Source organism: uncultured Oceanisphaera sp. (assembly GCF_947495715.1).
GTDB lineage: Bacteria > Pseudomonadota > Gammaproteobacteria > Enterobacterales > Aeromonadaceae > Oceanimonas > Oceanimonas sediminis.
Genome location: NZ_CANLZU010000007.1, coordinates 1 through 25551, shown reverse-complemented (window position 1 = coordinate 25551; position 25551 = coordinate 1). Strand labels below are relative to the sequence as shown.

19 protein-coding genes are annotated in these 25551 nt (G+C 57.9%); 11 read left to right on the top strand and 8 right to left on the bottom strand.

All coding sequences use genetic code 11. From position 1 onward, the window contains the following. Positions 1 to 42 precede the first annotated feature (42 nt). Positions 43 to 2556, bottom strand: a complete 2514-nt coding sequence (locus tag Q0753_RS05805) for a CoA transferase (RefSeq protein ID WP_298718430.1) — start codon at positions 2554 to 2556, stop codon at positions 43 to 45. Positions 2557 to 3274: 718 nt separating this feature from the next. On the opposite strand from Q0753_RS05805, the gene Q0753_RS05800 reads away from it, so the two are divergent. From Q0753_RS05800 to Q0753_RS05775, 6 genes are all read left to right on the top strand, one after another. Continuing rightward, the gene (locus Q0753_RS05800; protein ID WP_298718428.1) at positions 3275 to 4870 is read left to right on the top strand and encodes a BCCT family transporter; all 1596 of its coding nucleotides are present in this window, start codon (positions 3275 to 3277) and stop codon (positions 4868 to 4870) included. An 86-nt stretch (positions 4871 to 4956) separates the two neighbouring features. Then, on the top strand, positions 4957 to 6114 hold the full coding sequence (locus tag Q0753_RS05795) for an iron-containing alcohol dehydrogenase (protein WP_298718426.1): 1158 nt from the start codon (positions 4957 to 4959) through the stop codon (positions 6112 to 6114). Between the two features lie 67 nt (positions 6115 to 6181). Then, the gene (locus tag Q0753_RS05790; protein ID WP_298718424.1) at positions 6182 to 7678 is read left to right on the top strand and encodes a CoA-acylating methylmalonate-semialdehyde dehydrogenase; all 1497 of its coding nucleotides are present in this window, start codon (positions 6182 to 6184) and stop codon (positions 7676 to 7678) included. Positions 7679 to 7878: 200 nt separating this feature from the next. Further along, complete coding sequence (gcvA, locus tag Q0753_RS05785; RefSeq protein WP_298718422.1) at positions 7879 to 8781, top strand: transcriptional regulator GcvA; 903 nt, start codon at positions 7879 to 7881, stop codon at positions 8779 to 8781. Positions 8782 to 8864: 83 nt separating this feature from the next. Continuing rightward, a complete protein-coding gene (gene ilvD / locus Q0753_RS05780) occupies positions 8865 to 10553 on the top strand; it encodes a dihydroxy-acid dehydratase (protein WP_298718420.1) in 1689 nt (562 codons plus the stop codon). A 642-nt stretch (positions 10554 to 11195) separates the two neighbouring features. Continuing rightward, complete coding sequence (locus Q0753_RS05775) at positions 11196 to 11621, top strand: Hsp20 family protein (RefSeq protein WP_298718418.1); 426 nt, start codon at positions 11196 to 11198, stop codon at positions 11619 to 11621. 88 nt (positions 11622 to 11709) lie between these two features. Here Q0753_RS05775 and Q0753_RS05770 read toward each other — a convergent pair whose 3' ends face one another. The 4 genes from Q0753_RS05770 to glyQ form a co-directional block, all read right to left on the bottom strand. Continuing rightward, complete coding sequence (locus tag Q0753_RS05770; RefSeq protein ID WP_298718416.1) at positions 11710 to 12975, bottom strand: valine--pyruvate transaminase; 1266 nt, start codon at positions 12973 to 12975, stop codon at positions 11710 to 11712. Positions 12976 to 13136: 161 nt separating this feature from the next. Then, positions 13137 to 13478, bottom strand: coding sequence for an antibiotic biosynthesis monooxygenase (locus Q0753_RS05765; protein WP_298718414.1), 342 nt, complete (start codon positions 13476 to 13478; stop codon positions 13137 to 13139). 356 nt (positions 13479 to 13834) lie between these two features. After that, a complete protein-coding gene (glyS, locus tag Q0753_RS05760) occupies positions 13835 to 15904 on the bottom strand; it encodes a glycine--tRNA ligase subunit beta (protein ID WP_298718412.1) in 2070 nt (689 codons plus the stop codon). A 9-nt stretch (positions 15905 to 15913) separates the two neighbouring features. Beyond that, a complete protein-coding gene (gene glyQ, locus Q0753_RS05755; RefSeq protein ID WP_298718410.1) occupies positions 15914 to 16825 on the bottom strand; it encodes a glycine--tRNA ligase subunit alpha in 912 nt (303 codons plus the stop codon). Positions 16826 to 16958: 133 nt separating this feature from the next. Here glyQ and Q0753_RS05750 point away from each other — a divergent pair, with 133 nt between their 5' ends. Both Q0753_RS05750 and Q0753_RS05745 read left to right on the top strand, forming a co-directional pair. Further along, a complete protein-coding gene (locus Q0753_RS05750) occupies positions 16959 to 17528 on the top strand; it encodes a DNA-3-methyladenine glycosylase I (protein WP_298718408.1) in 570 nt (189 codons plus the stop codon). Between the two features lie 88 nt (positions 17529 to 17616). Continuing rightward, the gene (locus Q0753_RS05745; protein WP_298718407.1) at positions 17617 to 18267 is read left to right on the top strand and encodes an OmpA family lipoprotein; all 651 of its coding nucleotides are present in this window, start codon (positions 17617 to 17619) and stop codon (positions 18265 to 18267) included. 137 nt (positions 18268 to 18404) lie between these two features. Here Q0753_RS05745 and tusA read toward each other — a convergent pair whose 3' ends face one another. From tusA to fadB, 3 genes are all read right to left on the bottom strand, one after another. Further along, complete coding sequence (tusA, locus tag Q0753_RS05740) at positions 18405 to 18650, bottom strand: sulfurtransferase TusA (RefSeq protein WP_298718405.1); 246 nt, start codon at positions 18648 to 18650, stop codon at positions 18405 to 18407. A 152-nt stretch (positions 18651 to 18802) separates the two neighbouring features. Continuing rightward, a complete protein-coding gene (gene fadA, locus Q0753_RS05735) occupies positions 18803 to 19978 on the bottom strand; it encodes an acetyl-CoA C-acyltransferase FadA (RefSeq protein WP_298718403.1) in 1176 nt (391 codons plus the stop codon). Between the two features lie 287 nt (positions 19979 to 20265). After that, the gene (gene fadB, locus Q0753_RS05730) at positions 20266 to 22410 is read right to left on the bottom strand and encodes a fatty acid oxidation complex subunit alpha FadB (RefSeq protein WP_298718401.1); all 2145 of its coding nucleotides are present in this window, start codon (positions 22408 to 22410) and stop codon (positions 20266 to 20268) included. A 275-nt stretch (positions 22411 to 22685) separates the two neighbouring features. Here fadB and Q0753_RS05725 point away from each other — a divergent pair, with 275 nt between their 5' ends. The 3 genes from Q0753_RS05725 (at position 22686) to hemG (ending at position 25399) form a co-directional block, all read left to right on the top strand. Then, positions 22686 to 23315: a YigZ family protein gene (locus Q0753_RS05725; RefSeq protein ID WP_367179491.1), complete on the top strand. Its 630-nt coding sequence runs from the start codon at positions 22686 to 22688 to the stop codon at positions 23313 to 23315. 92 nt (positions 23316 to 23407) lie between these two features. Further along, complete coding sequence (locus tag Q0753_RS05720) at positions 23408 to 24865, top strand: TrkH family potassium uptake protein (protein WP_298718399.1); 1458 nt, start codon at positions 23408 to 23410, stop codon at positions 24863 to 24865. A gap of 9 nt (positions 24866 to 24874) precedes the next feature. After that, on the top strand, positions 24875 to 25399 hold the full coding sequence (gene hemG, locus Q0753_RS05715; protein ID WP_298718397.1) for a menaquinone-dependent protoporphyrinogen IX dehydrogenase: 525 nt from the start codon (positions 24875 to 24877) through the stop codon (positions 25397 to 25399). The last annotated feature ends 152 nt before the right edge of the window (positions 25400 to 25551 follow it).

Below are 25551 nucleotides of genomic sequence, written 5' to 3'. Positions count from 1 at the left end.
GGGAAGCTAATCCGGCGGATCAGCTTCTAGAGTGGGTGAAAATCAGCCGGGCAGATAGTCACGTCCCCAGGCTTCACCGGCGATTCGGGTGGCCAGCATGGTGTCGATTTCCTCTTCGCTGTAACCAACCTCGGCCAGAATGACGCGGGTAGAATGGCCAAACTGCTCGGTCGGGGTCAGGGCGACGACCGATGCTTCGGCAGGACGAATCGAGTAATGATCGATTTGGGTCACTCGATGGCCACTGGGGTGGTTGTCGTAGACAGAGAAAGCGTAGCTGCCCTTGTCTGCCCCCACTTTCCCGTCGGCTTCGCGGGTGTATGATTCCCGCAGCTCTTCGATACTGAGCGGCCTGGCGGCAGCAATATCGGCGGCGTGCAGCACATTCACCCAATAGTCGGAAGTTGCCGTCTTGAAGGTTGCCGTCAGGAATTCAGCCGTATTTTCCGCGTCCTTGATGCCTGCCAGACCTTCCACTCCGGCCAACTTATCAAGCTCGGACGGGTTGGCATCCAGGAAGACCCAGCCATCACCGGTTTGATAGAAATGCGACAAGGCATGGTTGCCCAGCACTTCCCGGCCCGAAGGCTCGTTGAAGGGGCCACGGCCCTGATAATCGAAGGCAAAGGAAACCTGTGCCAGATTGGTGATGGCCGACAGCGAGGTTCGGGCCCGGGAAACGGCACCTGTTTTCAGCTGGTGATAGAGCGACACTGCCATGCCGAGGCCGCCGGCAAAGCCGCAGTTTACATCCAGAGTGCCCAGGTGAGCGTGTTCTTCCGGGGTTTCCGGGCCACCGAAACGGCTCATGATACCGCTGTTGGCCTGAATGATATCGTCGTAGCCGATGTAGTCTGTCTTGGGGCCGCGACGGGGTCCACCCAGACAGTCCAGGCGACAGAACAACACGCCAGGATTGATGGCTTGCAGGCTGTCGTGATCGAGCCCCAGCGGTTTCATCTGGCGTTCGGGAGCGTTGATCACCACCATATCGACAGAGCATACCAGCCGGTGGAAAGCCTCCTTGCCTTCCGGCGAGGTGATGTCCACCAGGGCACTCTTCTTGCCCATGCCGGTCTGGAAGCTGAACAGGGTACCGATCAGCGGGTCATAAAAGGGAGTGACCGGGTCCAGTTTGATGACATCGGCACCGAAGCGGCCCAGAAAAGCGGTGGAATGAGGCCCGGCGATGACGTTGGTCAGATCCAGTACTTTCAGGCCGTCCAGCCAGCCTTTCTGGCTTGCTGACTTGATGTCTTTGCCCCGGGGGCGGGTAACGACTTCCTGCTTTGCCACCGCAGACAGTTCGGCCAGGGCCTGCTCGAAGCTGACCTTTTTTCTCGGACGAGGAGACAGCATCTGCTCCGCTGACTCTTCCAGCCAGGTGACGGGACCGGGCTGCTTCATCAATCCGAACTCGGGATCTTCCACTTCCACAATCAGGCCGGAGGCATTGGTGTGCTCGTCGTTAACCCACTCTTGAGTGGTTCTGTGAGGCGCACCGGGGATCTGACCTTCACCGAACACCCGGCCCCATTCGGTCGAGGTTTTGGTCAGGAAGACTTCTTTCATCCGGACGGAGATAATATCGGCCCACTTCTTCGGCAGAGGGTAGACGCCGATGGAGGTTTCGCCCTTCCACTCGGCGATTGGCAGGTACAAATCTTCCACGTCTGGCAGACCATCAGCGACCAGCTGATCATACAGGCCTAGCGCCTGCAGGCAGCGTTTGGCATGGTTGCGGTGCGACGGACACACCACATAGAACATGCGGCCGTCGGCACATTCATAGGTACGGTAGAAGGGATCGAGATATTCCTGCAGATCCTCGTAGCTGACATCCATCGGCTGATTGGCCGCCTTTCTGCGTTCGATTTCTTCTTCACGCATGGTCTTGTAGCGATCCGGCATACCCTCTATGACGATAGAGTTGTAGGACAGGCCTTCCATCAGTGCGGCGGCGATGGGCACTTCTATGGTATCGCCTCGGCCGGTCTTTTCCCGGGCCAGTAGCGCCATGACTACCGAGCTGGCTGCCAGAGTTGTGGCATAGGCCGAGCCCAAAGGCAGCGGAGAGAAGCTGGGGTTAAGGCCCATCAGCACCCGGTTGAAGCCCATGTCGGTAAAGGCGCCCGAGGTCGCTGCCACCACCGCTTCGGTGGCTTTCCATTCGCGACGCAGCTGGTCATTGCTGGCAAATCCGGGGAGAGACAGAGTCACCAGTTCCGGGCGTGCCGTGCGCAGTTGTTCGAAGTCTATTCCCAGCTTTTTCATTACCCCCGGCCGGAAGTTTTCGATCACCACATCGGCCTGATCTATCAGGGAAAACGCCTGTTCCAGCCCGGAAGCGGTTTTGAGATCCAGACGCAGGCAGCTCTTGTTCCGGTTGAGAACGGCATTGGCCGGATGATCCCATTGCGGGCCTGTAGGGGGATCGACATGAACAACGGTAGCGCCGAGATCGGCAAGTATCATGGCAACAGCCGGACCGGCAATCTGCTGACCAAAGTCAACAACGCGGACACCTGACAAGGGCAATTGATTTTCCTGTTTCATGCTTATCTATCCTTTTTAATTCAGCTTGTCTTAAACCCTGCCGCTCATTGGACCTGCCAATGCACCGGAGTCGGCACTGGTGGATGTATGTTTCTTAATGCCTGCTTGGCAGGGGTGATACTAGGGTTGAAAAAAACCGGAAACCAGCAATAAAAAATAACCCTGAGCCATCATTTTATTTATTGGTCAGCAATTCTTCTTTTACTCGTTGATTTTTATTTTTTTAAGTAAAGGGAGTGAATGTATTTTTGTATGCGGGATAAAGAAAAAAAAGAAAGGTAATCGTTGCCGAGGCCGTCGGTTCTTTGTGTGGCTGTGCAGATCCAGTCACTTTACACTCTTTCATGCTCCATGCTTGGGGGTTCGTTAACTTGGGAATTCAAACAGGGATTATGGTGATGGCGTTGTCTTCGCTCCCGAGAGACAGATCCGTGAACCATGGGGTGAGTATCGTTATCAATCCGGATGTTACGGGCCGCCAGACCTGTTTACACCAGTAGCCAGCCGGCCAGGCCATAAATATTCTATGACCTGAGGCCGTTTTTTTATTGCTTCTCACCCCTTCACATTTCGATAACAATCGGTGCGGCATCAGGGCTTCTCCGCTGAGTCAGGGCAAACTGGTAGATGACGGCGAGGCTGATAGCGACAGAGTCCATCATAACGGCACCTGGGGTGACCGGTGATGGCCAGGGTGAATAAATGAGAGGACTTCATTTTGGAAAAAGATAAAGGACTATTATCACGGGGCCATCCGGTCATGGTATTTGGTTCGGCAATACTGGTGATCGCGTTTGTATTGTTTACGGTAATCAATCCAGAATATGCCAATGCTATTTACACGTCGGCCAAGGATTTCATTGCCAGAGAGTTGGCCTGGTATTATATCGGATTGGTCAGTTTTACATTATTTTTCGCTATTTGGCTTATTTTCAGCCGTTACGGCAGCATACGGCTGGGAAAGGATGATGAAAAGCCCGAGTTCAGTAATTTTTCCTGGTTTTCCATGTTGTTCGGTGCCGGAATCGGAATAGGAATTCTGTTCTGGAGCATTGCCGAACCCATATATCATTTTCAAAGCAACCCGCTGATTGCCGAAGGTGAACAGATGACGGTGGAGGCGGCTCAGGTTGCCATGCGTATCTCCATTTTTCACTGGGGGCTGCATGGTTGGGGTCTGTTTGCGGTAATGGGGCTGGTATTGGCCTATTTTTCCTATCGCAAGGGACTACCGCTGTCGATTCGTTCCAGTCTCTATCCGATTTTCGGTGAGCGTATCTATGGTCCCATCGGCCATGCGGCCGATCTGCTGGCCGTGTTCGGCACGGTTTTCGGCATCGCGACCTCTCTGGGATTGGGGGCGCAGCAAATCAACGCCGGGTTGCAGTATCTCACCGGCATCGAGGTATCGAGTGGCAACCAGGCCATTCTGATCGCCGTCATTTCCATTATTGCCACCATTTCGGCGCTGACCGGCGTCAACAAGGGGATTCGAATCCTCAGCGAGCTGAACATGCACCTGACGGTGCTGATTCTGGCCCTGTTTATTGTCTTCGGCCCGACCGCCTATCTGCTGGGATCCTTTTTTACCAATATGGGTGACTACCTGTTTCATGCGGTGGAGCTGGGCTTCTGGGTCAATCCGGATCCTGAAAGTCCCTGGCAGGGATGGTGGACTCTCTTTTACTGGGGCTGGTGGATTGCCTGGTCACCCTTCGTCGGTATCTTTATCGCCCGGATCTCACGGGGGCGCACGATTCGGGAGTTCGTGCTGGGGGTGCTGATTGCTCCTACCGTGCTCGGTGCCTTCTGGATCACCATCTTTGGCAATACCGCCCTGTTCATGGAGCTGTTCGGCAATGGCGGTGTAACGGCGGCGGTCAATGAAGACATCACCATGGCCTTGTTCAAGACCATCGAGTTTCTCGATCTGGGCCAGGCGCTGACCATGCTGTTTGCCATCGTCTGCACCATCATGCTGGTGACCTATTTCGTAACCTCGGCCGACTCCGCCACCCTGGTTATCTGTACCCTGATTTCGATGGGGCACGAGCATCCACCGGCCCGCTACCGGGTGTTCTGGGGCATCGCGATTGGCGGGGTGTCGGCCGTGTTGCTGTTCGCCGGTGGGCTGAAGGCCCTGCAAACGGCCTCCATTGTTGCGGCACTGCCCTTCTCGGTGGTGGTGATCATGGCCATTTACGGCCTGTGCAAGGCGCTCAAGCAGGACCTGGAGCAGGAAACCGGGCCGGCACAGGAGTGGGTAAGTGAGCAGGCTCAAGAGGCTACCGAGAAAGCAGCCAGCGGTGTTTGAGATTCACCGGGTATATACCGGACCGGGTGAGGGCTGAAAGCCATCGCTCATCGTTTAATTATTGTTCAGCAGGATTGGAGTCTTTTATGTCAAATCAGATCATTCTTCCACGCATCATGCAGGTTGGTGCAGGCGCCAGCAACGAAGTGCCCACTGTGCTGGCCAGCCTGGGCTGTAAACGGCCCTTGATCATCACCGACAAGATGATGGTGGAGTTGGGTTATGCCGGTCGTATACAGGAATGTCTGTCTCGCCACCAGATAGCCTCGGATGTTTTCGCCGATACGGTACCCGAGCCCACCGTCAGCTCGATACAGGCCGGGGTCGACAGGGTCCGTGATGGCGACTACGACAGCATCATCGCCCTGGGCGGCGGCAGTCCCATCGACAGTGCCAAGGCCATCGCCATCCTTGGCAAGCACGGCGGCGCCATGCGGGACTACAAATTCCCGCGCATGGTTATCGAAGCCGGGCTGCCGATCATCGCGGTGCCGACTACCGCAGGCACCGGCTCCGAGGTCACCCGGGTCACCATTATTACCGATGAGACGACCGACGAAAAAATGCTCTGCATGGGCATCGGTTTCATGCCGATCGCGGCTTTGGTGGATTACAACCTGACCTTGAGCCTGCCGTCGCGGATCACCGCCGACACGGGCATCGATGCCCTGACTCACGCCATCGAAGCCTATGTCAGCAAGAAGGCCAATCTCTATAGCGACAGTCAGGCGCTGTCGGCGATGCGACTGCTGGCTCCCAATCTGCGGCGTGCCTATCACAACGGGGCAGACAAGGAAGCCCGCGAGGCGATGATGCTGGGGTCGACCCTGGCCGGCGTTGCTTTCTCCAACGCCTCGGTCGCGCTGGTCCACGGCATGAGTCGACCCATTGGTGCCGCCTTCCATGTGCCTCACGGCTTGTCCAATGCCATGTTGCTGCCGAGCGTTACCCAGTACTCCCTGCCTGCGGCGCCGGAACGTTATGCGGATTGTGCTCGTGCCATGGGGGTGGCCGATGGACAAGACAGTGTCGAGGTGGCCAACGACAAGTTGCTGAAAGAATTGCATGCGCTCAACGATGAACTACAGGTTCCTACGCCGGCACAGTTCGGTATAGATCGACGGACGTTTTTCGATCTGATGCCGACCATGGCCGAACAGGCGCTGGCCTCCGGCTCACCCAATAACAACCCCAGAGTGCCGAGCATCGACGACATGATCGCTATCTATCGCCAGCTCTGGTAAGCAAAATTCATTACCCACAACTCAACGGCAGCCGTGTGCTGCCATGTATGGACATGAGGAAAATAATATGACGACTGTAGGACACCTGATCAACGGCCAGCTGGTTACCGAAGGCACCCGGAGCCAGGATGTATTCAACCCCGCCACCGGCGAAATAAGCAAGCAGCTTGACCTGGCCTCGACAAAAACCGTCGAGCAGGCGATTGCCGCCGCTCAGGCTGCCTATCCCGCATGGCGCAATACGCCGCCGCTCAAGAGGGCACGCGTCATGTTTCGCTTCAAGGAGTTGCTGGAACAGAATGCGGACCGGATTTGTCAGTTGGTCGGTGAAGAGCACGGCAAGATCTCCCATGATGCCATGGGCGAGTTGCAGCGTGGTATCGAAAACGTGGAATACGCCTGCGGTGCCCCCGAGTTGCTCAAGGGCGAGCATAGCAAGAACGTGGGTCCCAATATCGACTCCTGGAGCGAATTCCAGCCGCTGGGTGTAGTGGCGGGGATTACTCCGTTCAACTTCCCGGTGATGGTGCCGCTGTGGATGTTTCCCATGGCGATTGTGTGCGGCAATAGCTTCATACTCAAGCCTTCCGAGCGGGACCCCTCATCCACCCTTTATATTGCCCAGTTGCTGCAGGAGGCCGGGTTGCCCGATGGCGTGATGAATGTGGTCAATGGCGACAAGGAGGCGGTCGATGCCCTGTTGCACGATGAGCGCGTTAAGGCGGTGAGCTTTGTCGGCTCTACTCCTATTGCCGAATACATCTACAGCACCGCCACCGCCAATGGCAAGCGCTGTCAGGCGCTGGGTGGCGCCAAGAATCACGCCATCGTCATGCCTGATGCGGATATCGACAATGCGGTCAACCAGCTGCTCGGGGCCGCCTTTGGTTCTTCCGGTGAGCGTTGCATGGCGTTGTCGGTCGCCGTTGCCGTTGGCGATGCCGCCGGTGATGCCCTGGTAGCCACCATGAAGGAAGCGATGCAAAAGCTGAAAGTGGGCCCTGGTACCGATAGCAGCAATGACTTTGGCCCGGTGATCACCCGTCAGCATCAGGAAAAGGTGGTGGGTTATATTAATAGTGCCGAACAGCAGGGTGCCACCATAGTAGTAGACGGGCGCAACCCCGAGGTTGCCGGTCATGAAAACGGCTACTTCGTCGGCGGGACCCTGATCGACAATGTCACGCCCGAGATGACCAGTTATCAGGAAGAAATTTTCGGACCCGTGCTGCAGGTGATACGAGTCAATACTATGCAGCAGGCCATGGATCTGATTGACGCTCACGAATATGGCAACGGTACCTGCATCTTTACCCGCGATGGCGAAGCGGCGCGTTATTTTTCCGACAATATCCAGGTAGGCATGGTCGGCATTAATGTGCCCTTGCCGGTGCCGGTTGCTTATCACAGCTTTGGTGGCTGGAAGCGTTCCCTGTTCGGTGATCTGCATGCCTATGGTCCGGATGCGGTTCGTTTCTATACCAAGCGCAAGACGGTCACCCAGCGCTGGCCTTCGGCCGGGATCCGTGAGGGTGCCGAGTTTTCGATGCCAACCATGAAATAAAAGATTTCGGCGGCCATCCGTCGTACTTTTCTCGCTAGTTTGAGCCGCATCTCCTTTGGGGGATGCGGCTCTTTATTTTGATGGCCATAACGTCGAAGATGAGCACAGATGTAGAATTATCAGCCTAATCTCCGGAAGGAACAGGAATGTCTGTATCGGGATCATTCATCCAGGCCGACAATATTTCAAAGAAGGACACCATGAAAAAAAGGCTCCCCCCTCTGAATTGGCTGCGCTCATTCGAAGCCGCCGCACGTCATCTGAGTTTTACCCATGCGGCCGGCGAACTGAGCCTGACCCAGGCGGCGATCAGCCAGCAGGTGAAGGGGTTAGAATCTCAGTTGGGGGCCGCGTTGTTCAAGCGCCTGCCCCGAGGTCTGGAGCTGACCGATGCCGGGTTGGCCTATCTGCCCGCTATCCATGAAGCCATCCAGCGATTGTCGGTGGCCACCGATGAAGTTTTTGGTCAGGGACGTATCCACCAGCTAACGCTTAGGGTAAACCTGGTGTTTCTGACCACCTGGCTGGCTCCTCGCCTCGGTCGTTTCAGGGCCAGGTACCCGGATATCGGCTTGCGCTTCACCAGCAATATCTGGTGCGGCGAGAGTGACAAGGAAGCTGACGTGGAGATTCGCTACGGAAAAGGCACTTGGCCGGGGCTGAAGTCCGATCGGTTGACCTGGGATGAACTGTTTCCGGTGTGCAGCCCAGCACTGCTCGATAATTCGTCATCATTTGAATCTCTTGATGCGCTGGGGCTGCATCCTCTGCTGCATGTGATCGGTTATGAAGAGGGCTGGGGCTACTGGCTTAACAAGACGGGTTATAGTCATCTCGATACACCTCGCGGGCTGCAATTCGATACGCTGATTTCGGCGCTGGAGATGGCGGCACAAGGCCAGGGCTTTGCGCTGGGCAGAAGCTCACTGGTTGAAGGCATGATTGCCGATGGTCGGCTGATTGCGCCCTTCAGCCAGAAGGTGGCTACTTCGGAAGCCTTTCATCTGGTGTATCCCGCCCATCAATACATACATCCTCATGCGGAAATCTTTCGCTCCTGGATTGTGGAGGAGGCCACCGCCGGCCGGGAGCGGCTGGAGTAGGCCATCGTAACGGGCGGCGCAATGCACCGTATCTGACCAGCTACACTAGCTAGACCGTTTAGCCAAGATAGCAGGACAGTCTCATGACCCAGGACAAATCCCGAAAATACTCCAGCCAGGTGGTGGACGGGCCCACCAAGGCGCCGGCCCGCGCCATGCTGCGCGCGGTCGGCTTCGAAGACGCCGACTTCAACAAGCCGCAGGTGGGTATCGCCTCCACCTGGAGCAATCTCACTCCCTGCAACATGCATATCGACGGCCTGGCCGTAGAGGCGGGCTGCGGTGCCGATGCGGCCGGCGGTAAGAGCATCATCTTCAACACCATCACCATCTCCGACGGCATTGCCAACGGCACCATCGGCATGAAATATTCACTGGTGTCCCGGGAGGTGATTGCCGACTCCATTGAAACCGTAGCGGGCTGCGAAGGCTTCGACGGTCTGGTGGCCATCGGCGGTTGTGACAAGAACATGCCCGGCTGCCTGATTGGCCTGGCCCGGCTCAATCGGCCATCGGTGTTTGTCTATGGCGGTACCATAGCGCCGGGTGCCAATCACACCGATATCATCTCGGTGTTCGAGGCGGTGGGGGCCCACGCCAAGGGCGACAAGTCGCTTATTGAAGTGAAACAGATAGAAGACACCGCCATTCCGGGCCCCGGAGCCTGTGGCGGCATGTACACCGCCAACACCATGGCCTCGGCCATCGAGGCCATGGGCATGAGCCTGCCGGGCAGCTCGGCGCAGAATGCGACCTCCGACGGCAAGCTGCAGGACTGCCATGAGGCGGGCGCCGCCGTGCTGAACCTGCTGGCGCGGGATATCAAGCCTTCCGACATCATGACCAAACCGGCGTTCGAGAATGCCATTACGGTGGTGATTGCCCTGGGCGGCTCGACCAATGCGGTGCTGCACCTGCTGGCCATGGCCCACGCCATCGACGTCGAGCTGAGCCTGGACGACTTCGTGCGTATCGGCAAGCGGGTACCGGTGCTGGCCGACTTGCGGCCCAGCGGTCACTACATGATGTCGGAACTGGTGGCCATCGGCGGCATACTGCCGCTGATGAAAACTCTGCTCGAGGCCGGTCTGCTGCACGGCGACTGCCTGACCGTGACCGGCAGGACCCTGGCGGAAAATCTGGCTACGGTGTCGCCCTATCCGGCGGGGCAACAGATCATCCGGCCGCTGGATAATCCGATCAAGGCCGACAGCCACCTGCGGGTATTGCATGGCAACCTGGCACCCGAGGGCTCGGTGGCCAAGATCACAGGCAAGGAGGGGCTGACCTTCAGTGGCCCGGCCCGGGTATTCGGCTCCGAAGAAGAAACCCTGGAACGGATCCTGGATGGCACCGTGAAAGCGGGGGATGTGCTGGTGATCCGTTACGAAGGCCCGAAAGGCGGGCCCGGCATGCGCGAGATGCTCAGTCCGACCTCCGCCATCATGGGCAAGGGGCTGGGGCAGGATGTCGCGCTGATCACCGACGGCCGCTTCTCCGGTGGCAGCCACGGTTTCGTGGTCGGCCATATCACGCCGGAAGCCCAGCAGGGCGGGCCGCTGGCTATCGTCGAAGACGGCGACATCATCACCATCGATGCCAAGCTGAACAAGCTGGAAGTGCAATTGTCCGATACGGACATCGCCACCCGATTGGCCCGGTGGCAGGCACCGCCACCGCGGTATCGTCGTGGTGTGCTGGCCAAGTACGCCCATACGGTCAACTCGGCATCAAAGGGTGCCGTGACCGATGCGCTGGATGATGACGACTGATACCCATCGGATTAAACGATCGATACTTTTTGACTGTTATCTCAATCCCGGACAAAGGGCCCGCTTCTCCGACCCGCTCAAGCACCTCCTTGTGGCGCTCAGCACATGACATCCCTGTCATGTGATGGTCGGTGAAGCAGATCCCTTTGTCCTCCTTGATAATCCGGCGTGGCCTGTTGGCACAGTCTGCGGACCACTCGGTGCTAAAGAAGAGGCAACAGAGAACGACTCCTACGACCGTGAAATGCCAAGGCCGGAAAATGCTCCTGCCGTTCCGGCATTCCCGCCCTCCCTGGCGGTCAGATGGCATTTCCGAGCCCCCATGGGGCAGCTTTCTGCCGTGTATCTTTGCTGGGTAATGGACCGAATATCCAGTGAATATTCGCAGCCGTTACCCAGAAAAGATGGCTAGCCCCATGGCGTGTCGTGGGAGACGGCTGTGTTGCCTCTGGTCTGAGGCCTCAATATGAATTGGTATGATATCGGCTGAAAAATCCGCAAACAGGCTCTTGAAAGTGATATTCGAGGGCCTTATATCTTTATTGAGGCAAGGGAATCGCTCAACCGAGGATTCCATGATTGCGCGCCTCGCCCGTCCATGATGGAGGGCACCTTTAACATCGCTCACAAGAGGATATTATTATGTCACGCTTCGATCTCACTCCCCTGTATCGTTCCGCCATCGGCTTCGACCGCCTGGCATCCCTGATGGAAAACGCCGCCAGCGGCAGCAGCAACACCGGCTATCCGCCGTATAACATAGAGCTGCTCAGCGAAAACCACTACCGCATTTCCATGGCGGTGGCCGGCTTTGCCCGCGAAGATCTGGACATCACCAGCCACGAAAACACCCTGATGGTGAAGGGTCATAAAGAGCAGGAAGAGTCCCAGAAGAATTATCTGTATCAGGGCATCGCCGAGCGCGGTTTCGAGCGCCGTTTCCAGCTGGCCGATCACGTCAAGGTGACGGGCGCCGACATGGAAAACGGTCTGCTGCACATCGACCTGGTACGCGAGGTACCGGAAGCGGCCAAGCCGAGAACCATCGCCATCGGCAAGGCCGAATAACCGCCGTCAGGCAGCCATAAACAACAACGCCGGCAACTTTGCCGGCGTTGTTGTTTATGGCTGCTGTGAGGCCCTCACCCCTCACTTTTTACGGCTTGGTCACTGGTGCCTGGTAGAGCGCCAGTACTTCTTCGGCCAGTATCTTGATGCCGGCCTGCACATCGGCTTCCGACTGGGCGTAGTTGAGGCGAATACATTGCTTGCTGTGCGCCCAGTCGCCGTCTTCGATACCCGGGAAGAAATAATGGCCGGGCACCACCAGCAGGCCTTTCTGCTTCAGGCGCTCATACAGCTCCTGACTGTGAACGGGCAGATCTTCGAACCACAGCCACAGAAATAAGGCGCCTTCCGGCTTGTGAATATGAAACTGGGGCAGGGGAATCGCCTGCTGCAGCCAGGTCACCGCCTGCTGCGCCTTGGCCTGGTAGAAGGGGCGAATCACCTCGTTGCTGAGGGTGATCACGTCGCCGTTTTCCATCATCGGCAGGGTCAGGGCCGGGCCCATGCTGCCGGGGGCCAGGTTGATGATGCCGCTGATGTTGGTCATGGCCTGGATGATTGCCGGTGGCGCCACCACTATGCCGCAACGCACGCCGGGCAGCCCCAGCTTGGACAGGCTCATGCACAGTATGGTGTTGTCGTTCCAGAACGGCTTGGCATCGGTGAAGATGATGTTGGGGAAGGGCATGCCGTAGGCGTTGTCGATCAACAGCGGTATGCCTTTCTCGCGGGCGATTTCGTCCAGACGCATGATTTCTTCGTCGGTCAGCACGTTGCCGGTGGGGTTGGTCGGGCGCGACACACAGATCAGGCCGATGTCGTCACCCACTTCCAGCCGATCGAAGTCGACGTGATACTTGAACAGGCCGTTTTCCAGTCGGGTGATGGTGGGTTTGCAGGCTTTGAAGTGATCTTCGCTCAGGGCGCCATCGCCATAGCCGATGTATTCCGGTGCCAGTGGAAACAGCACCTTTTTCTTGCGGCCGTCGCCAAAGTCGCCGGCCAGCAGATTGAACAGATAGAAGAAGGCGGTCTGGCTGCCGTTGGTCAGGGCAATATGCTCGGGGCCGACCGGCCAGCCCAGCTCCTTGGACAGCAGCTTGGCCAGCGCGCAAATATAGGCATCCTTGCCCTGGGGGCCGTCGTAGTTGGCCATGGCTTTCAGCAGATCGCCGTTTTTCACCAGTTGCTGGGACTGCTGATCCAGATAGGCGAGCACTTCCGGAATGGCGGCCGGGTTGCCGCCGCCGAGCATGATGGTGTTGGGGGTGGTCAGGCCCTGGTTGAGATCGTCCATCAGCTGGGTAATGCCGGCGTGGCGGGTAAACTTCTGACCGAATGCTGAAAATTCCATGAGATAACTACCAAAGAGAAAGCGGTTGCCGAAAGCGTCACGTTATCCGATATCGTCTTCGGTGTCGACCGAGGCGGGAAGCGACGACATCGCCCTGATGCTGAGCACGGTATTCAACACCAGGGCGATGCGTCCGGGGGGCTTATGGGGGCTAGTGAGGGCTAGTAAGAATAGGTCTGGGTCGGTCGGGCGTATTTGGCCGGTTGGGCTTCGTAGCTGACCTTGAGCGCCAGTACGGTGCATTTTTCATCGCTTTCCATGAAGGGGCTGAGTTCGTTGAGCATGTGCAGCCGGGCGGAAGAGTTCTGCCAGCGTTCCCAGCATTCGATATTTTCCCAGTTGGAAATCACATAAAAATGATTGGGGTGATGGGCGTCACGGTAGGCGTCTCCTTTCAGAAAGCCGGGCCTGTCGGTGATTTGCAGCATCAGGCTGCGCACTTTCTCCAGGTAAGCGTCTTCCAGCCCTTCGGCGATATGGCGTTCGATAATGACCTTGATCATCGGCACTCTCCTTGTCGTCTTTTGATGTTATTAATATGTAACACAAATTCCGGGTCATTTGGTAATACCAGCCGGATTAAATATCCGGCCAGATCGCTCATAACGCTGGTGTGGAGCCCGGTGTCGCCTGTTGTGTATTGCTAACTGTCAACTCCGGTATTCAAAAGAGGTTACAGGGAATGACTCCCGTGACCGTGACATGCCAGGGATGTCATGTCCGAGCTTACACGGATGTACTTGTAGCGTGTCATGGGAGTCAGCCCTGTGGCCTCATGACGTAATCTAGCGGACATAAGGCCAGCCAAATAAAAAGCCCCGCATCGGCGGGGCTTTTGAGATTCAAAAGGCGAGGGCTGTTATTGCAGCAATGATATATCGGCTATCTGCAGGAACAGGTTGCGCAGCTGGTTGAGCAGCGCCAGACGATTGAGGCGCAGGGCCTCGTTTTCTGCCATCACCATGACCTGATCGAAGAAGCTGTCCACCCCTTCACGCAGGGCGGCCAGTTCGCTCAGGGCGCTGTCGTAATCGGCGGCGGCGAACAGCGGCGTCAGACGCTCGGTCAGCTCGGCCAGCTGGCTGGCCAGGATCTTCTCTGCTTCGTCCTGCAGCAGGGCCGGGTTGACCTCGCTCGGGATCTCGCCCTCGAACTTGGCCAGAATGTTACCCACTCGTTTGTTGGCGGCGGCCAGGGCGGCGGCGGCGTCCAGCTTGCGGAACTGGCTGACGGCCTTGACCCGGGCATCGAAGTCGGCCGGACGGGTCGGGCGGCGTGCCAGCACCGCCTGAATGACATCCACGCCGTAACCCAGGTCCTGATACCAGGCGCGGAAGCGGCCCAGCATGAAGTCCAGAATTTCGTCGGCGGCCTTGGTATTGCTCAGCTTGTCGCCGTACAGCGCCTTGGCCTGCTCGATAAGAATCGGCAAGTCCAGATCGTAGTTTTTTTCGACGATGATGCGCAGGGCACCCAGGGCGGCGCGCCGCAGGGCGAAGGGGTCCTTGTCGCCTTTGGGAATCTGACCGATGCCGAAGATACCGACCAGGGTGTCCAGCTTGTCGGCCAGCGCCACGGCGGCGGAGATGTCCTGGCTGGGCAGATCGTCTCCGGCAAAGCGGGGCTGATATTGCTCTTTCAGGGCTAGGGCCACGGCTTCGTCTTCACCGTCGTGGCGGGCATAGTGCATGCCCATCACCCCCTGAGTGTCGGTGAACTCGAACACCATGTTGGTGACCAGGTCGCATTTGGACAGCAGGCCGGCTCGCTCGGCCCGGGCCTTGTCGGCACCGATGGCGGCGGCGATAAAACCGGACAGCGCACCGATGCGCTCGGATTTCTCGCGTACCGACCCCAACTGCTTCTGGAACAGCACGCTGTCCAGTTGCTCCAGTCGTGAGGCCAGGGTGGTCTTGCGGTCGGTATCGAAGAAGAATTGCGCATCGGCCAGGCGAGGGCGTACCACTTTTTCGTTACCGCCGATGATCTGACTCGGGTCCTTGGACTCGATATTGGTGACGAAGATGAAGGTTGGCAGCAGCTTGCCGGCCGCATCGTAGACCGGGAAGTATTTCTGGTCACCCTTCATGGTGTAAACCAGTGCTTCGGCGGGGACTTCGAGAAACTCATTCTCGAAGTTGGCGGTCAGTACCACCGGCCATTCCACCAGCGAGGCCACTTCTTCCAGCAGATCGTCGTCGAGATCGGCGATGCCATTCACGGCGGCGGCGGCCTGCTCGACGCCGGTCTTGATGATGGCCTTGCGACGTTCGAAGTCGGCCAGCACCTTGCCGGTGTGCTCCAGCGCCTGCAGATAGTCGTCTGCATGGGAGAGTTCAAACTCCTGCTCACCCATGAAGCGGTGACCGCGCAGGGTGCGGGCCGAATCGACCCCCAGAATGGTAGCCGGCAGCAGCTGGTCGCCCAGCAGCAGGGTCAGGGTATGCACCGGGCGGATAAACTGGATGCTCTTGTCACCCCAGCGCATAGCCTTGGGGATCGGCAACCGGCTCAGGGCCTGCTCGACCATGGCGGGCAGCAGCTCGGTGGCGGCCTTGCCCTTGATGTCGGCGATGTGCACCAGCCATTCGCCTTTGTCGGTTTTCAGGCGTCCGGCCTGGCCGACCTCGATGCCGTTGCCCCGGGCCCAGCCCATGGCGGCCTTGGTCGGGTTACCCTCGGCGTCGAAGGCGGCCTGTACCGCCGGGCCGCGTTTTTCCAGCTGCTTGTCGGGCTGGGCGGCGGCCAGGGCGGTAACATACACCGCCAGACGACGGGGGGCGGCATACCAGTGCACCTCGGCAAAGGGCAGGTCGGCGTTGGTCAGTTCTTGCTTGAGGTTGTCGGCAAAGGCTTCGCCCAGGCTGCGCAACGCCTTCGGCGGCAGCTCTTCGGTACCGAGTTCAACCAGAAAATTCTGTTCAGCCATGCTGGTCCCTTATCCTTCTTTTTTACACATGGGGAAGCCCAGGGCTTCGCGGGAGGCGTAGTAAGCTTCGGCGACGGCCTTGGTCAGGGTGCGGATACGCAGGATATAACGCTGACGTTCGGTGACCGAAATGGCCTTGCGGGCATCCAGCAGATTGAAGGCGTGGCCCGCTTTCAGAATGCGCTCGTAGGCGGGCAGCGGCAGCGGCGTTTCCAGCGCCAGCAGGTGCTGACATTCTTTCTCGCACTGCTCGAAGAAGCCGAACAGGAAGTCCACGTCCGCGTGTTCGAAGTTGTAGGTGGACTGTTCCACTTCGTTCTGATGATAGATGTCACCGTAGGTGGTTTTGCCCAGCGGGCCGTCGCACCACACCAGATCGTAGACCGAGTCCACGCCCTGAATGTACATGGCCAGACGCTCCAGACCGTAGGTGATTTCACCGGTGACCGGCTTGCACTCCAGGCCGCCCACCTGCTGGAAGTAGGTGAACTGAGTCACTTCCATGCCGTTGAGCCAGACTTCCCAGCCCAGGCCCCAGGCACCCAGGGTCGGGTTTTCCCAGTTGTCTTCCACAAAGCGGATATCATGCACCAGCGGGTCCAGGCCCAGTGCCTGCAAAGAGCCCAGGTACAGTTCCTGCAGATTGTCCGGCGAGGGTTTGATCATCACCTGAAACTGGTAGTAATGCTGCAACCGGTTGGGGTTTTCGCCATAGCGGCCGTCTGTAGGGCGGCGGGAAGGCTGCACATAGGCGGTGGCCATCGGCTCCGGACCGATGGCGCGCAGGCAGGTCATGGGATGAGAGGTGCCGGCACCTACTTCCATATCCAGCGGCTGTACTATGGTGCAGCCTTGCTGGGCCCAATAATCCTGCAATGTCAGGATCAGACCCTGAAAGGTATTGATATCGAATTTTTGCATGATGTTCGCGCCTTGATATAGGTGCATTCGCAGTGTGAAACTAGGCGGATGAGTATACCTTCTGACCCGATGCGAATATAGGCTTAGGGTGTGCCCCGTTCGCATTACAGCATACAAATGGCAAGGAGAAAGCATGCTGGCACGCTGTGGCTGGGTCAATGACGACCCCGGATATCAGGCTTATCACGACCGGGAGTGGGGTGTTCCCGAATACGATAGCCGAGCCCTGTTCGAGAAGCTGTGCCTGGACGGCCAGCAGGCGGGATTGAGCTGGTTTACCATTCTCTGCAAGATACCGGCGTACAGATCCGCCTTTGCCGATTTCGACCCGCAGATCATCGCCACCTTTACCGATCAGGATGTAGAGCGACTGATGCAGGACAAAGGCATAGTACGTAACAGGCTCAAGATCCGCTCGGTGATCGCCAATGCTCGGGCCTACCTCTCGATGCAGGAGCAGGGCATCGATTTCAGTCGCTGGCTGTGGGACTTCGTCGGTGGCGAGCCGGTGATCAATCGCTGGCCGACCCAGGATGAGGTGCCGACCAGCACGAATGAGTCGGAGGCCATGGCCCGGGCACTGAAACAACACGGCTTTTCTTTTGTCGGTGGCACCATCTGCTATGCCTTCATGCAGGCCACCGGCATGGTCAACGATCACCTGTTGAGCTGCCATCGGCATCCGGATCACGACAACCGCTGACATCCAGAGTGAAATGAGGCTTGGTAGAAGCCTGTGAGCAGGGCTATATTGTGGGGTACTTGTGCTTGCTACATATGGAACCTACTTTATGAAAAAAATCTGTCTGGCGGTTGCTGCGACCCTGGCTCTTTCCGCCTGTACTACCAACCCCTACACCGGTGAGCGGGAAGCGTCCAAAGCCGCTATCGGTAGTGGCCTGGGTGCCCTGGCCGGCGCGGTAATTGGCGGTGTTTCTTCTGGTGACAGTGACCGGAGCAAAGGCGTTCTGATCGGTGCCGCCAGTGGCGCGGCCCTGGGCGGCGGCGTGGGTTACTACATGGACGTACAGGAAGCCAAGCTGCGTGATCAGATGCGCGGTACCGGCGTCAGCGTGACCCGTAACGGCGACAACATCATCCTGAACATGCCGAGCTCCATCACCTTCGCGGTAGACAGTGCCGATCTGTCACCCAGCTTCTATAACACCCTGAGCGGTGTGGCCATGGTGCTGAAAGAGTACGAGAAGACCTATGTCAACGTGGTTGGCCATACCGACAACACCGGCTCCGCCAGTCATAACCAGGCGCTGTCCGAGCGTCGTGCCGCTTCCGTCGGCCAGTTCCTGATCAGCCAGGGTGCCGCCGCCAACCGTTTCAACATCCGTGGCGTTGGTTTCAACCAGCCGGTGGCCAGCAATAATACCGCCGACGGCCGTGCCCAGAACCGTCGGGTAGAGATCACCCTGAGCCCTATGTCCTAAGCGATAAACGCTGTACCTTGATGAAAAATGCCCGCACATGCGGGCATTTTTATTGGTGAGGAGTGAGGGGGGAGGAGTGAGGGAGAAAAACGAGGCAGTACTTCTCCTCACGCCTCACCTCTGACTCCTCACCGTCTTCAATTTCCTTTCTGGATCAGAAACTGATACGGCAGCTGCTCTATCTGGCTGGACAGCAGGGCGTGATCCATGAACTGGCAGAAGCTGGGAATATCCCGAGTGGTAGAAGGATCGTCGGCAGTCACCAGCAGGGTTTCACCGGCGGTCATGGTGCGCACCTGTTTGCGGACCATCATCACCGGCTCGGGGCAGCGCAGGCCGGTGGCATCGAGGTGATGCTGGGCATCGGAAAGGGACATCGTCATATCTTCGCTATCTTGCAATAAACCCGACTATTTTAATGCTGTTTAAATTGTGGTCAACCTTAAATCAGTGAGGGGGAAAGCGTGAGGGGTAAGACTTCACCCCTTACTCCTCACCCCTCACTCTTTACGTCTCACCCCTCACTCTTTACGTCTCACACTCGTTCAAATACGGTGGCGATGCCCTGGCCCAGGCCGATACACATGGTGGCCACGCCGAAGGTGGCGTCTTTGTGTTCCATCAGGTTCAGCAGCGTGGTCGAGATGCGGGCGCCGGAACAGCCCAGCGGATGCCCCAGGGCGATGGCGCCGCCGTTGAGGTTGACCTTGTCGTCCATTACTTCCAGCAGCCCCAGCTCTTTCAAGACCGGCAGCGACTGGGCGGCGAAGGCCTCGTTCAGCTCGAACAGGTCGATATCATTGATCGACAAGCCGGCGCGCCTCAGCGCCTTGTGTACCGCCGGCACCGGGCCGTAGCCCATGATGGCGGGGTCGCAGCCGGCCACGGCCATGGCCTTGATACGGGCGCGGGGTTTCAACCCCAGGGCGGCGGCCTTGGCGGCAGACATCACCAGTATGGCAGCGGCCCCGTCGGACAAGGCCGAGGAGGTGCCGGCGGTGACGGTGCCGTTGGCCGGATCGAACACCGGCCGCAATTGCGCCAGCGACTCCAGGCTGGTGTCCGGGCGAATCACTTCATCGTGCTCGAACAGGGTTAGGCTGCCGTCGGCGCCGTGGCCGTTGGTGGCCAGGATCTCGCTGGCAAAGCGGCCGTCCAGGGTTGCCTGATGAGCCCGCTGGTGGGAGCGTACCGCAAAGGCATCCTGCTGTTCTCGGCTGATGTGGTGCAGCCGGCCCAGCATTTCTGCGGTCAGACCCATCATGCCCGAGGCCTTGGCCACGTTCAGGGCCAGCCCCGGATGAAAGTCGACGCCGTGATCCATCGGCACATGGCCCATGTGCTCGACGCCGCCGACGATAAACACATCGCCGTCGCCGACCATGATGGCGCGGCTGGCATCGTGCAACGCCTGCATCGACGAGCCGCACAGCCGGTTGACGGTAACGGCGGCTACTTGCTTGGGCAGGCCGGCCAGCAGGGCGGCGTTGCGGGCGATGTTGAAGCCTTGCTCCAGGGTCTGCTGCACGCATCCCCAGTACACGTCTTCGATATCGGAAGCGGCCAGCGCCGGATTGCGAGCCAGCAGACCGCGCATCAGGTGGGCGGATAAGTCCTCGGCCCTGACGTTGCGAAAAGCGCCGCCTCTGGAGCGACCCATGGGAGTGCGAATGCAGTCGACAATGACGACCTCGTTGAGTGCCTTGTTCATGCTGTGGTCTCCTTGCGCCAATTAGGGTCTGTTGACCTTTCGAGATGATTTTTGCAGCAGTTTGTGGGGGATTGATACAAGGCAGAGCTTATGCCGTGTAGTCACTCTACATAAATAAGCGATAACGCAGTAGCAAGCCCCCACAAGCGCTGCCCTGCGGGTTCGGCTAAACGCGTTTTTCTCTTTGTTGAGAGGGCTTTGCTTAGAATGACTAGGCTACACCCCTCTCGTCGCGATAAAAACGCGTTTAACTCGAACAAAATTTAACCGCGAAAGGTCAACAGACCCTAGTAAAACGCCTTGTTGTCGGTGGCCATCCGGCGCAGACCGGAGCTGACGTGATAGAGGGGCCCCAGATGGGCGAACTTGTCGGCCAGCGCCACATAGGCGGCGAGCCCCATGTTGTCCAGGTAGCGGAACACGCCTCCATGAAACGGCGGGAAGCCGATGCCGTACACCAGTGCCATGTCTGCCTCGGCGGGGGAGCCGATGATGCCTTCTTCCAGGCAGAGCACCACCTCGTTGATCATGGGAATCATCATGCGGGCGATGATGTCGTCCGGCTCGAAGTCGGTGCGCTCGGCTGCCACCTCGGCCAGCAGTTGGTAACTCTCGGCGTCCGCTTCTTTTCTGGGTTTGCCTTTCTTGTCCTGGCTGTGGGCATAGAAGCCCTTGCCGTTCTTTCGGCCGAAGCGTTGCTGTTCATACATCACATCGATGGCATCCTTGCCGGTCTTGCCCATACGGTCGGGAAAGCCGTCGGCCATCACCGCCGCCGCGTGGTGGCCGGTGTCTATACCCACCACGTCCAGCAGCCAGGCCGGGCCCATGGGCCAGCCGAACTGTTTTTCCATCACTCGGTCGATCTGCACGAAGTCGGCGCCATCGGCTACCAGTTGATTGAAGCCGAAGAAGTAGGGGAACAGCACCCGGTTGACGAAGAAGCCCGGGCAGTCGTTGACCACTATCGGTGACTTGCCCATGGCGGCAGCATAGGCGACGACTTTATTGATGGTGTCGTCGCTGGTCTGCTCGCCGCGGATGATTTCCACCAGCGGCATTCGATGCACCGGATTGAAGAAGTGCATGCCGCAGAAGCGATCCGGCCGTTTGAGGCTTTTGGCCAGGGTCGAGATGGGAATGGTCGAGGTATTGGATGCAATCACAGTATCGTCTGCCACATGGGCTTCCACCTCGGCCAGCACCTGTGCCTTGATTTTGGGGTTTTCGACCACGGCTTCCACCACGGTGTCTACGCCCTGCAGGCCGTCATAGCTGAGGGTGGGGGTGATGTTGGTCAGTACTTTGGCCAGCCGGGAGCCATCAATTTTGCCGCGCTCCAGCTGTTTATTGAGCAGTTTTCCTGCTTCGTTCATGCCGAGGGTCAGCGCCTGATCCTTGATGTCTTTCATTACCGCCGGAATGCCTTTCACCGCCGATTGATAGGCGATGCCGCCGCCCATGATGCCGGCGCCCAGCACCGCCGCCTTGCGGGCAGGCTCGGCAGCTTTGGCCGCCTGCTTGGTCTTGCCCTTGATAACCTGGTCATTGAGGAAAATGCCGACCAGCGCCCGGGCCACCGAGGTCTGGGTCAGGGTAATGAAGTTGCTCTGCTCGATGCGCAGCGCCTGATCCCGGCCCAGTCCGGCGGCGGCTTCGATGGTGGTGACCGCCATCATGGGGGCCGGGTAGTGGGGCCCGGCCTTGGCGGCCACCATGCCCTTGGCGGTGCTGAAGCTCATGGCGGCTTCCAGCTTGTCCAGCGTCAGGGGAGCTGTCTTTTGCGCCCTTCTGGCTTGCCAGTTCTGCTTACCGAGGGCGGCGTCTTTCAACAGTTGTATGGCCGAGGCCTGCAGCTGGTCGGTGTCGACCACCGCATCCAGCACGCCCAGCTTGAGACAGGCATCTGCCTTGTTATCCTGACCGGTGGTAATCCATTCCATGGCGTTGTCGGCGCCAATCAGCCGGGGCAGCCGTACCGTGCCGCCAAAGCCGGGCATCAGGCCGAGTTTGGTTTCCGGCAGACCGATGCGGGCGCTGGCATCACCGATGCGAAAGTCGGTCGCCAGAATGCACTCGCAGCCGCCCCCCAGGGCATAGCCGCGCACCACGCTAACGGTGGGGAAGGGCAGGTCTTCGATACGATTGAAAATGCGGTTGGCCTGCGACAGCCATTCGTCGAGTCTGGCCCGGGGCAGATCGAACATGTCCAGAAACTCGGTGATATCGGCACCGACAATAAAGGCGTCTTTGGCACTGGTGAACATCAGGCCTTGCAGGCCGGGGGCTTGCTCCAGCGCGGCAATGGCCTGCTCCAGTGACAGCAGGGTGGCACGGTCCAGCTTGTTGATGCTGCCTTTGCCGTTAAAACTGAGTTCAGCAATACCGTCTTGCAGTATTTGTACAGAGAGGACTTCGCCTTGGTAGATCATGCTCATGTCTCCTTAGATTCCCTTGGGCTGCTCCGACACTCCCGGGCAGGAATGAAATCACTATGAACAGAAAATCAGCAGAGTTCAATGACTGATTAAAACAATTGTTTTAATTTAATTCGGTTATTTTCAGAGGGTTCAAACGCGGTGAGCCATGAGCAATAGATGACTTCCCCGGCCGATTCGGCAACAATGTCGCGCTATTTTTCGCCGGCGCATCTATGCAGCCGGATAACCAATATTAGGCGGCTTTGTCTCGTCTGGGAGTGAACATCATGAATATGTCTCCCTATCTGATACCGGCCACTGCGGTGGTATGGGAGCAGGAGATCAAAAAAAGCCGTTTTATCGCCTATCTGGCTCATACTCCGGACGCCGAGGCCGCCAAGGCCTTTATCGGGTCGGTGCGCGCTCAAGAGCCCTCGGCGGGGCATCACTGCTGGGCCTTTGTGGCCGGCATGCCGACCGACTCGCGAGTGCTGGGCTTCAGCGACGACGGCGAACCCTCGGGCACGGCGGGTAAACCCATGCTGGCGCAGTTGCAGGGATCTGGGGTGGGCGAGATAACGGCGGTCATCGCCCGTTATTTCGGCGGTATCAAGCTGGGTACCGGGGGGCTGGTACGCGCCTATGGCGGCACTCTGGCGTCGGCACTGACGCAACTGCAAACCGTTGAGCGACGGATCATGGCTCCGTTGAACGTCAGGGTCGATTACGGCGATATGGCGTTGCTGGAATTTTTGCTCGGTGAATATCAGGGGCAATGGCTGCAGGTTGATTACGGTGCCGAGGTAACCGGTGTGCTATCGGTTGAGGCGCGCGCCGTGCCGGAGTTTTGTCGTCAGTTGCTGGACCGTAGCCAGGGACGAGTGGTGGCCAGACCGGTAGAGCCGGAGACTGGCTGAGTTCAGGGTCTGTTGACCTTTCGAGGTGACGTTGCAGCTCGAACAAAACCTAACCGTGAAAGGTCAATAGACCCTTGTATATTGGAAGTACCATGCATATACGCACAATTATCCGCATCGTGGGCATTCTGGTTGCCCTGTTCAGCGTGACCATGTTAGCTCCGGCCCTGGTGGCCTATATCTATCGCGATGGCGCCGGCCTCGATTTTTTCAGTGCCTTCGTTATCTGCCTGATCCTGGGGCTGGCGCTGTGGTTTCCCAATCGTACCCACAATAAAGAACTGAGGGCCAAGGAAGGCTTTCTGATCGTGGTGCTGTTCTGGACGGTGCTCGGCAGCGTGGGGGCCATTCCCTTCATGCTCAGTACCGAACCGGATATGACGGTGGCCGAGGCGTTTTTTGAATCCTTTTCTGGTCTCACCACCACCGGCGCCACCGTGATCAGCGGCCTGGATACGCTGCCCAAGGCGATTCTGTTCTATCGCCAGATGCTGCAGTGGCTGGGCGGCATGGGCATCATAGTACTGGCGGTGGCCATACTGCCCATTCTCGGCATCGGCGGCATGCAGCTGTTTCGTGCCGAAATACCCGGACCGGTCAAAGACAACAAGGTGGCGCCGCGCATTGCCGAAACGGCCAAAACCCTGTGGTACATCTATCTGTTGTTGACCATTTCCTGCGCCCTGCTGCTGTGGCTGGCGGGCATGAACCTGTTTGATGCCATCTGTCATTCCTTTTCTACCGTGGCCATCGGCGGCTTTTCGACTTATGACGCCAGCGTGGGCCATTTCAACAGCCCGATGATCAACCTGATTATCGTGGTGTTCCTGCTGATTGCCGGCGTGAACTTCAGCCTGCACTTTGCCGCCTTTGCCAACCGGGGAGTGCGGCTGTCGGTGTACCGCCTCGACCCGGAAGTAAAAGTGTTTATCGGCATACAGCTGATACTGACACTGATCTGTCTGTCGGCGTTGTGGGCGCACCGGGTATATTCGGATCCCTGGCAGGCGCTGGACCAGTCACTGTTTCAGGCGGTATCCATTTCCACTACCGCCGGCTTCAGTACCACCGGTTTTGCCGAGTGGCCGCTGTTTCTGCCGTTACTGCTGATGTTCTCTTCCTTTATCGGTGGTTGTGCCGGCAGTACCGGCGGCGGTATCAAGGTGGTCCGCATCATGCTGTTAAACATGCAGGGCATGCGCGAGCTGAAACGACTGATCCATCCAAGAGCCGTCTATCGTATTAAACTTGGCAATAAGGCGTTAGCTGATAAAGTGGTGGAGGCGGTGTGGGGTTTTTTTGCCGCTTATGCTCTGGTCTTTGTACTCTGTATGCTGGCGCTGTTGGCGACCGGCATGGAAGAGCTGACCGCCTTTACCGCCGTGGTGGCGACGCTGAATAATCTCGGGCCGGGCCTGGGGGATGTTGCTGCCAACTTCGGTACCACTACCGACGGCGCTAAATGGATAATGATCCTGGCCATGCTATTCGGCCGTCTTGAAATATTTACCTTGCTGGTACTGTTTACGCCTGCCTTCTGGCGTAGCTAAGAGGAGTCTATGGAAAAACTGTTGGTACTTTATTCATCTCGCAATGGTCAGACGAGAAAAATCATCGAAGCGATGCAGGATGAATTTAGCGGTTACGATGTGGAAGTGGCAGACTTGCATGGCCCTATTCGAAAAAACCTCAGCAAATATGACAAGGTGCTGATTGGCGCTTCTGTGCGCTACGGTCATTTTCACCGGGATCTCTACACTTTCATCAATGTCCACAGCGAACAGCTGGCCGCGGCCGATGCGAGTTTCTTTTGTGTCTGCCTCACCGCGCGCAAGCCGGAAAAAGCCGATCCCGGGAACAACGCCTACATCAAAAAGTTTTTGACCAAGTCGCCCTGGCGGCCTCGAACCATCGGCGTATTCGCCGGCGCACTGAAATACAGTGAATACAACTGGTGGCAGACCCGTCTCATTCAGATGATCATGAAGATGACTGGCGGTAGCACCGATACCAGCCGGGATCTCGAGTTTACCGATTGGGATAAAGTCAGGGACTTTGCCCGTCGACTGACGGGTAAAAGATAACGGGCTGTCGAGAAAATATACATAAAAAGCAGTTTCAGAGTGTTTTATGCACAAAGCCGCTTTTTTTAATAAAAATGTCAAAAAAGCCCTTGCGCAAAATCCGCGGTTCCCTATAATGCGCATCCACTGACACGGGGCAACACGCCAACGGT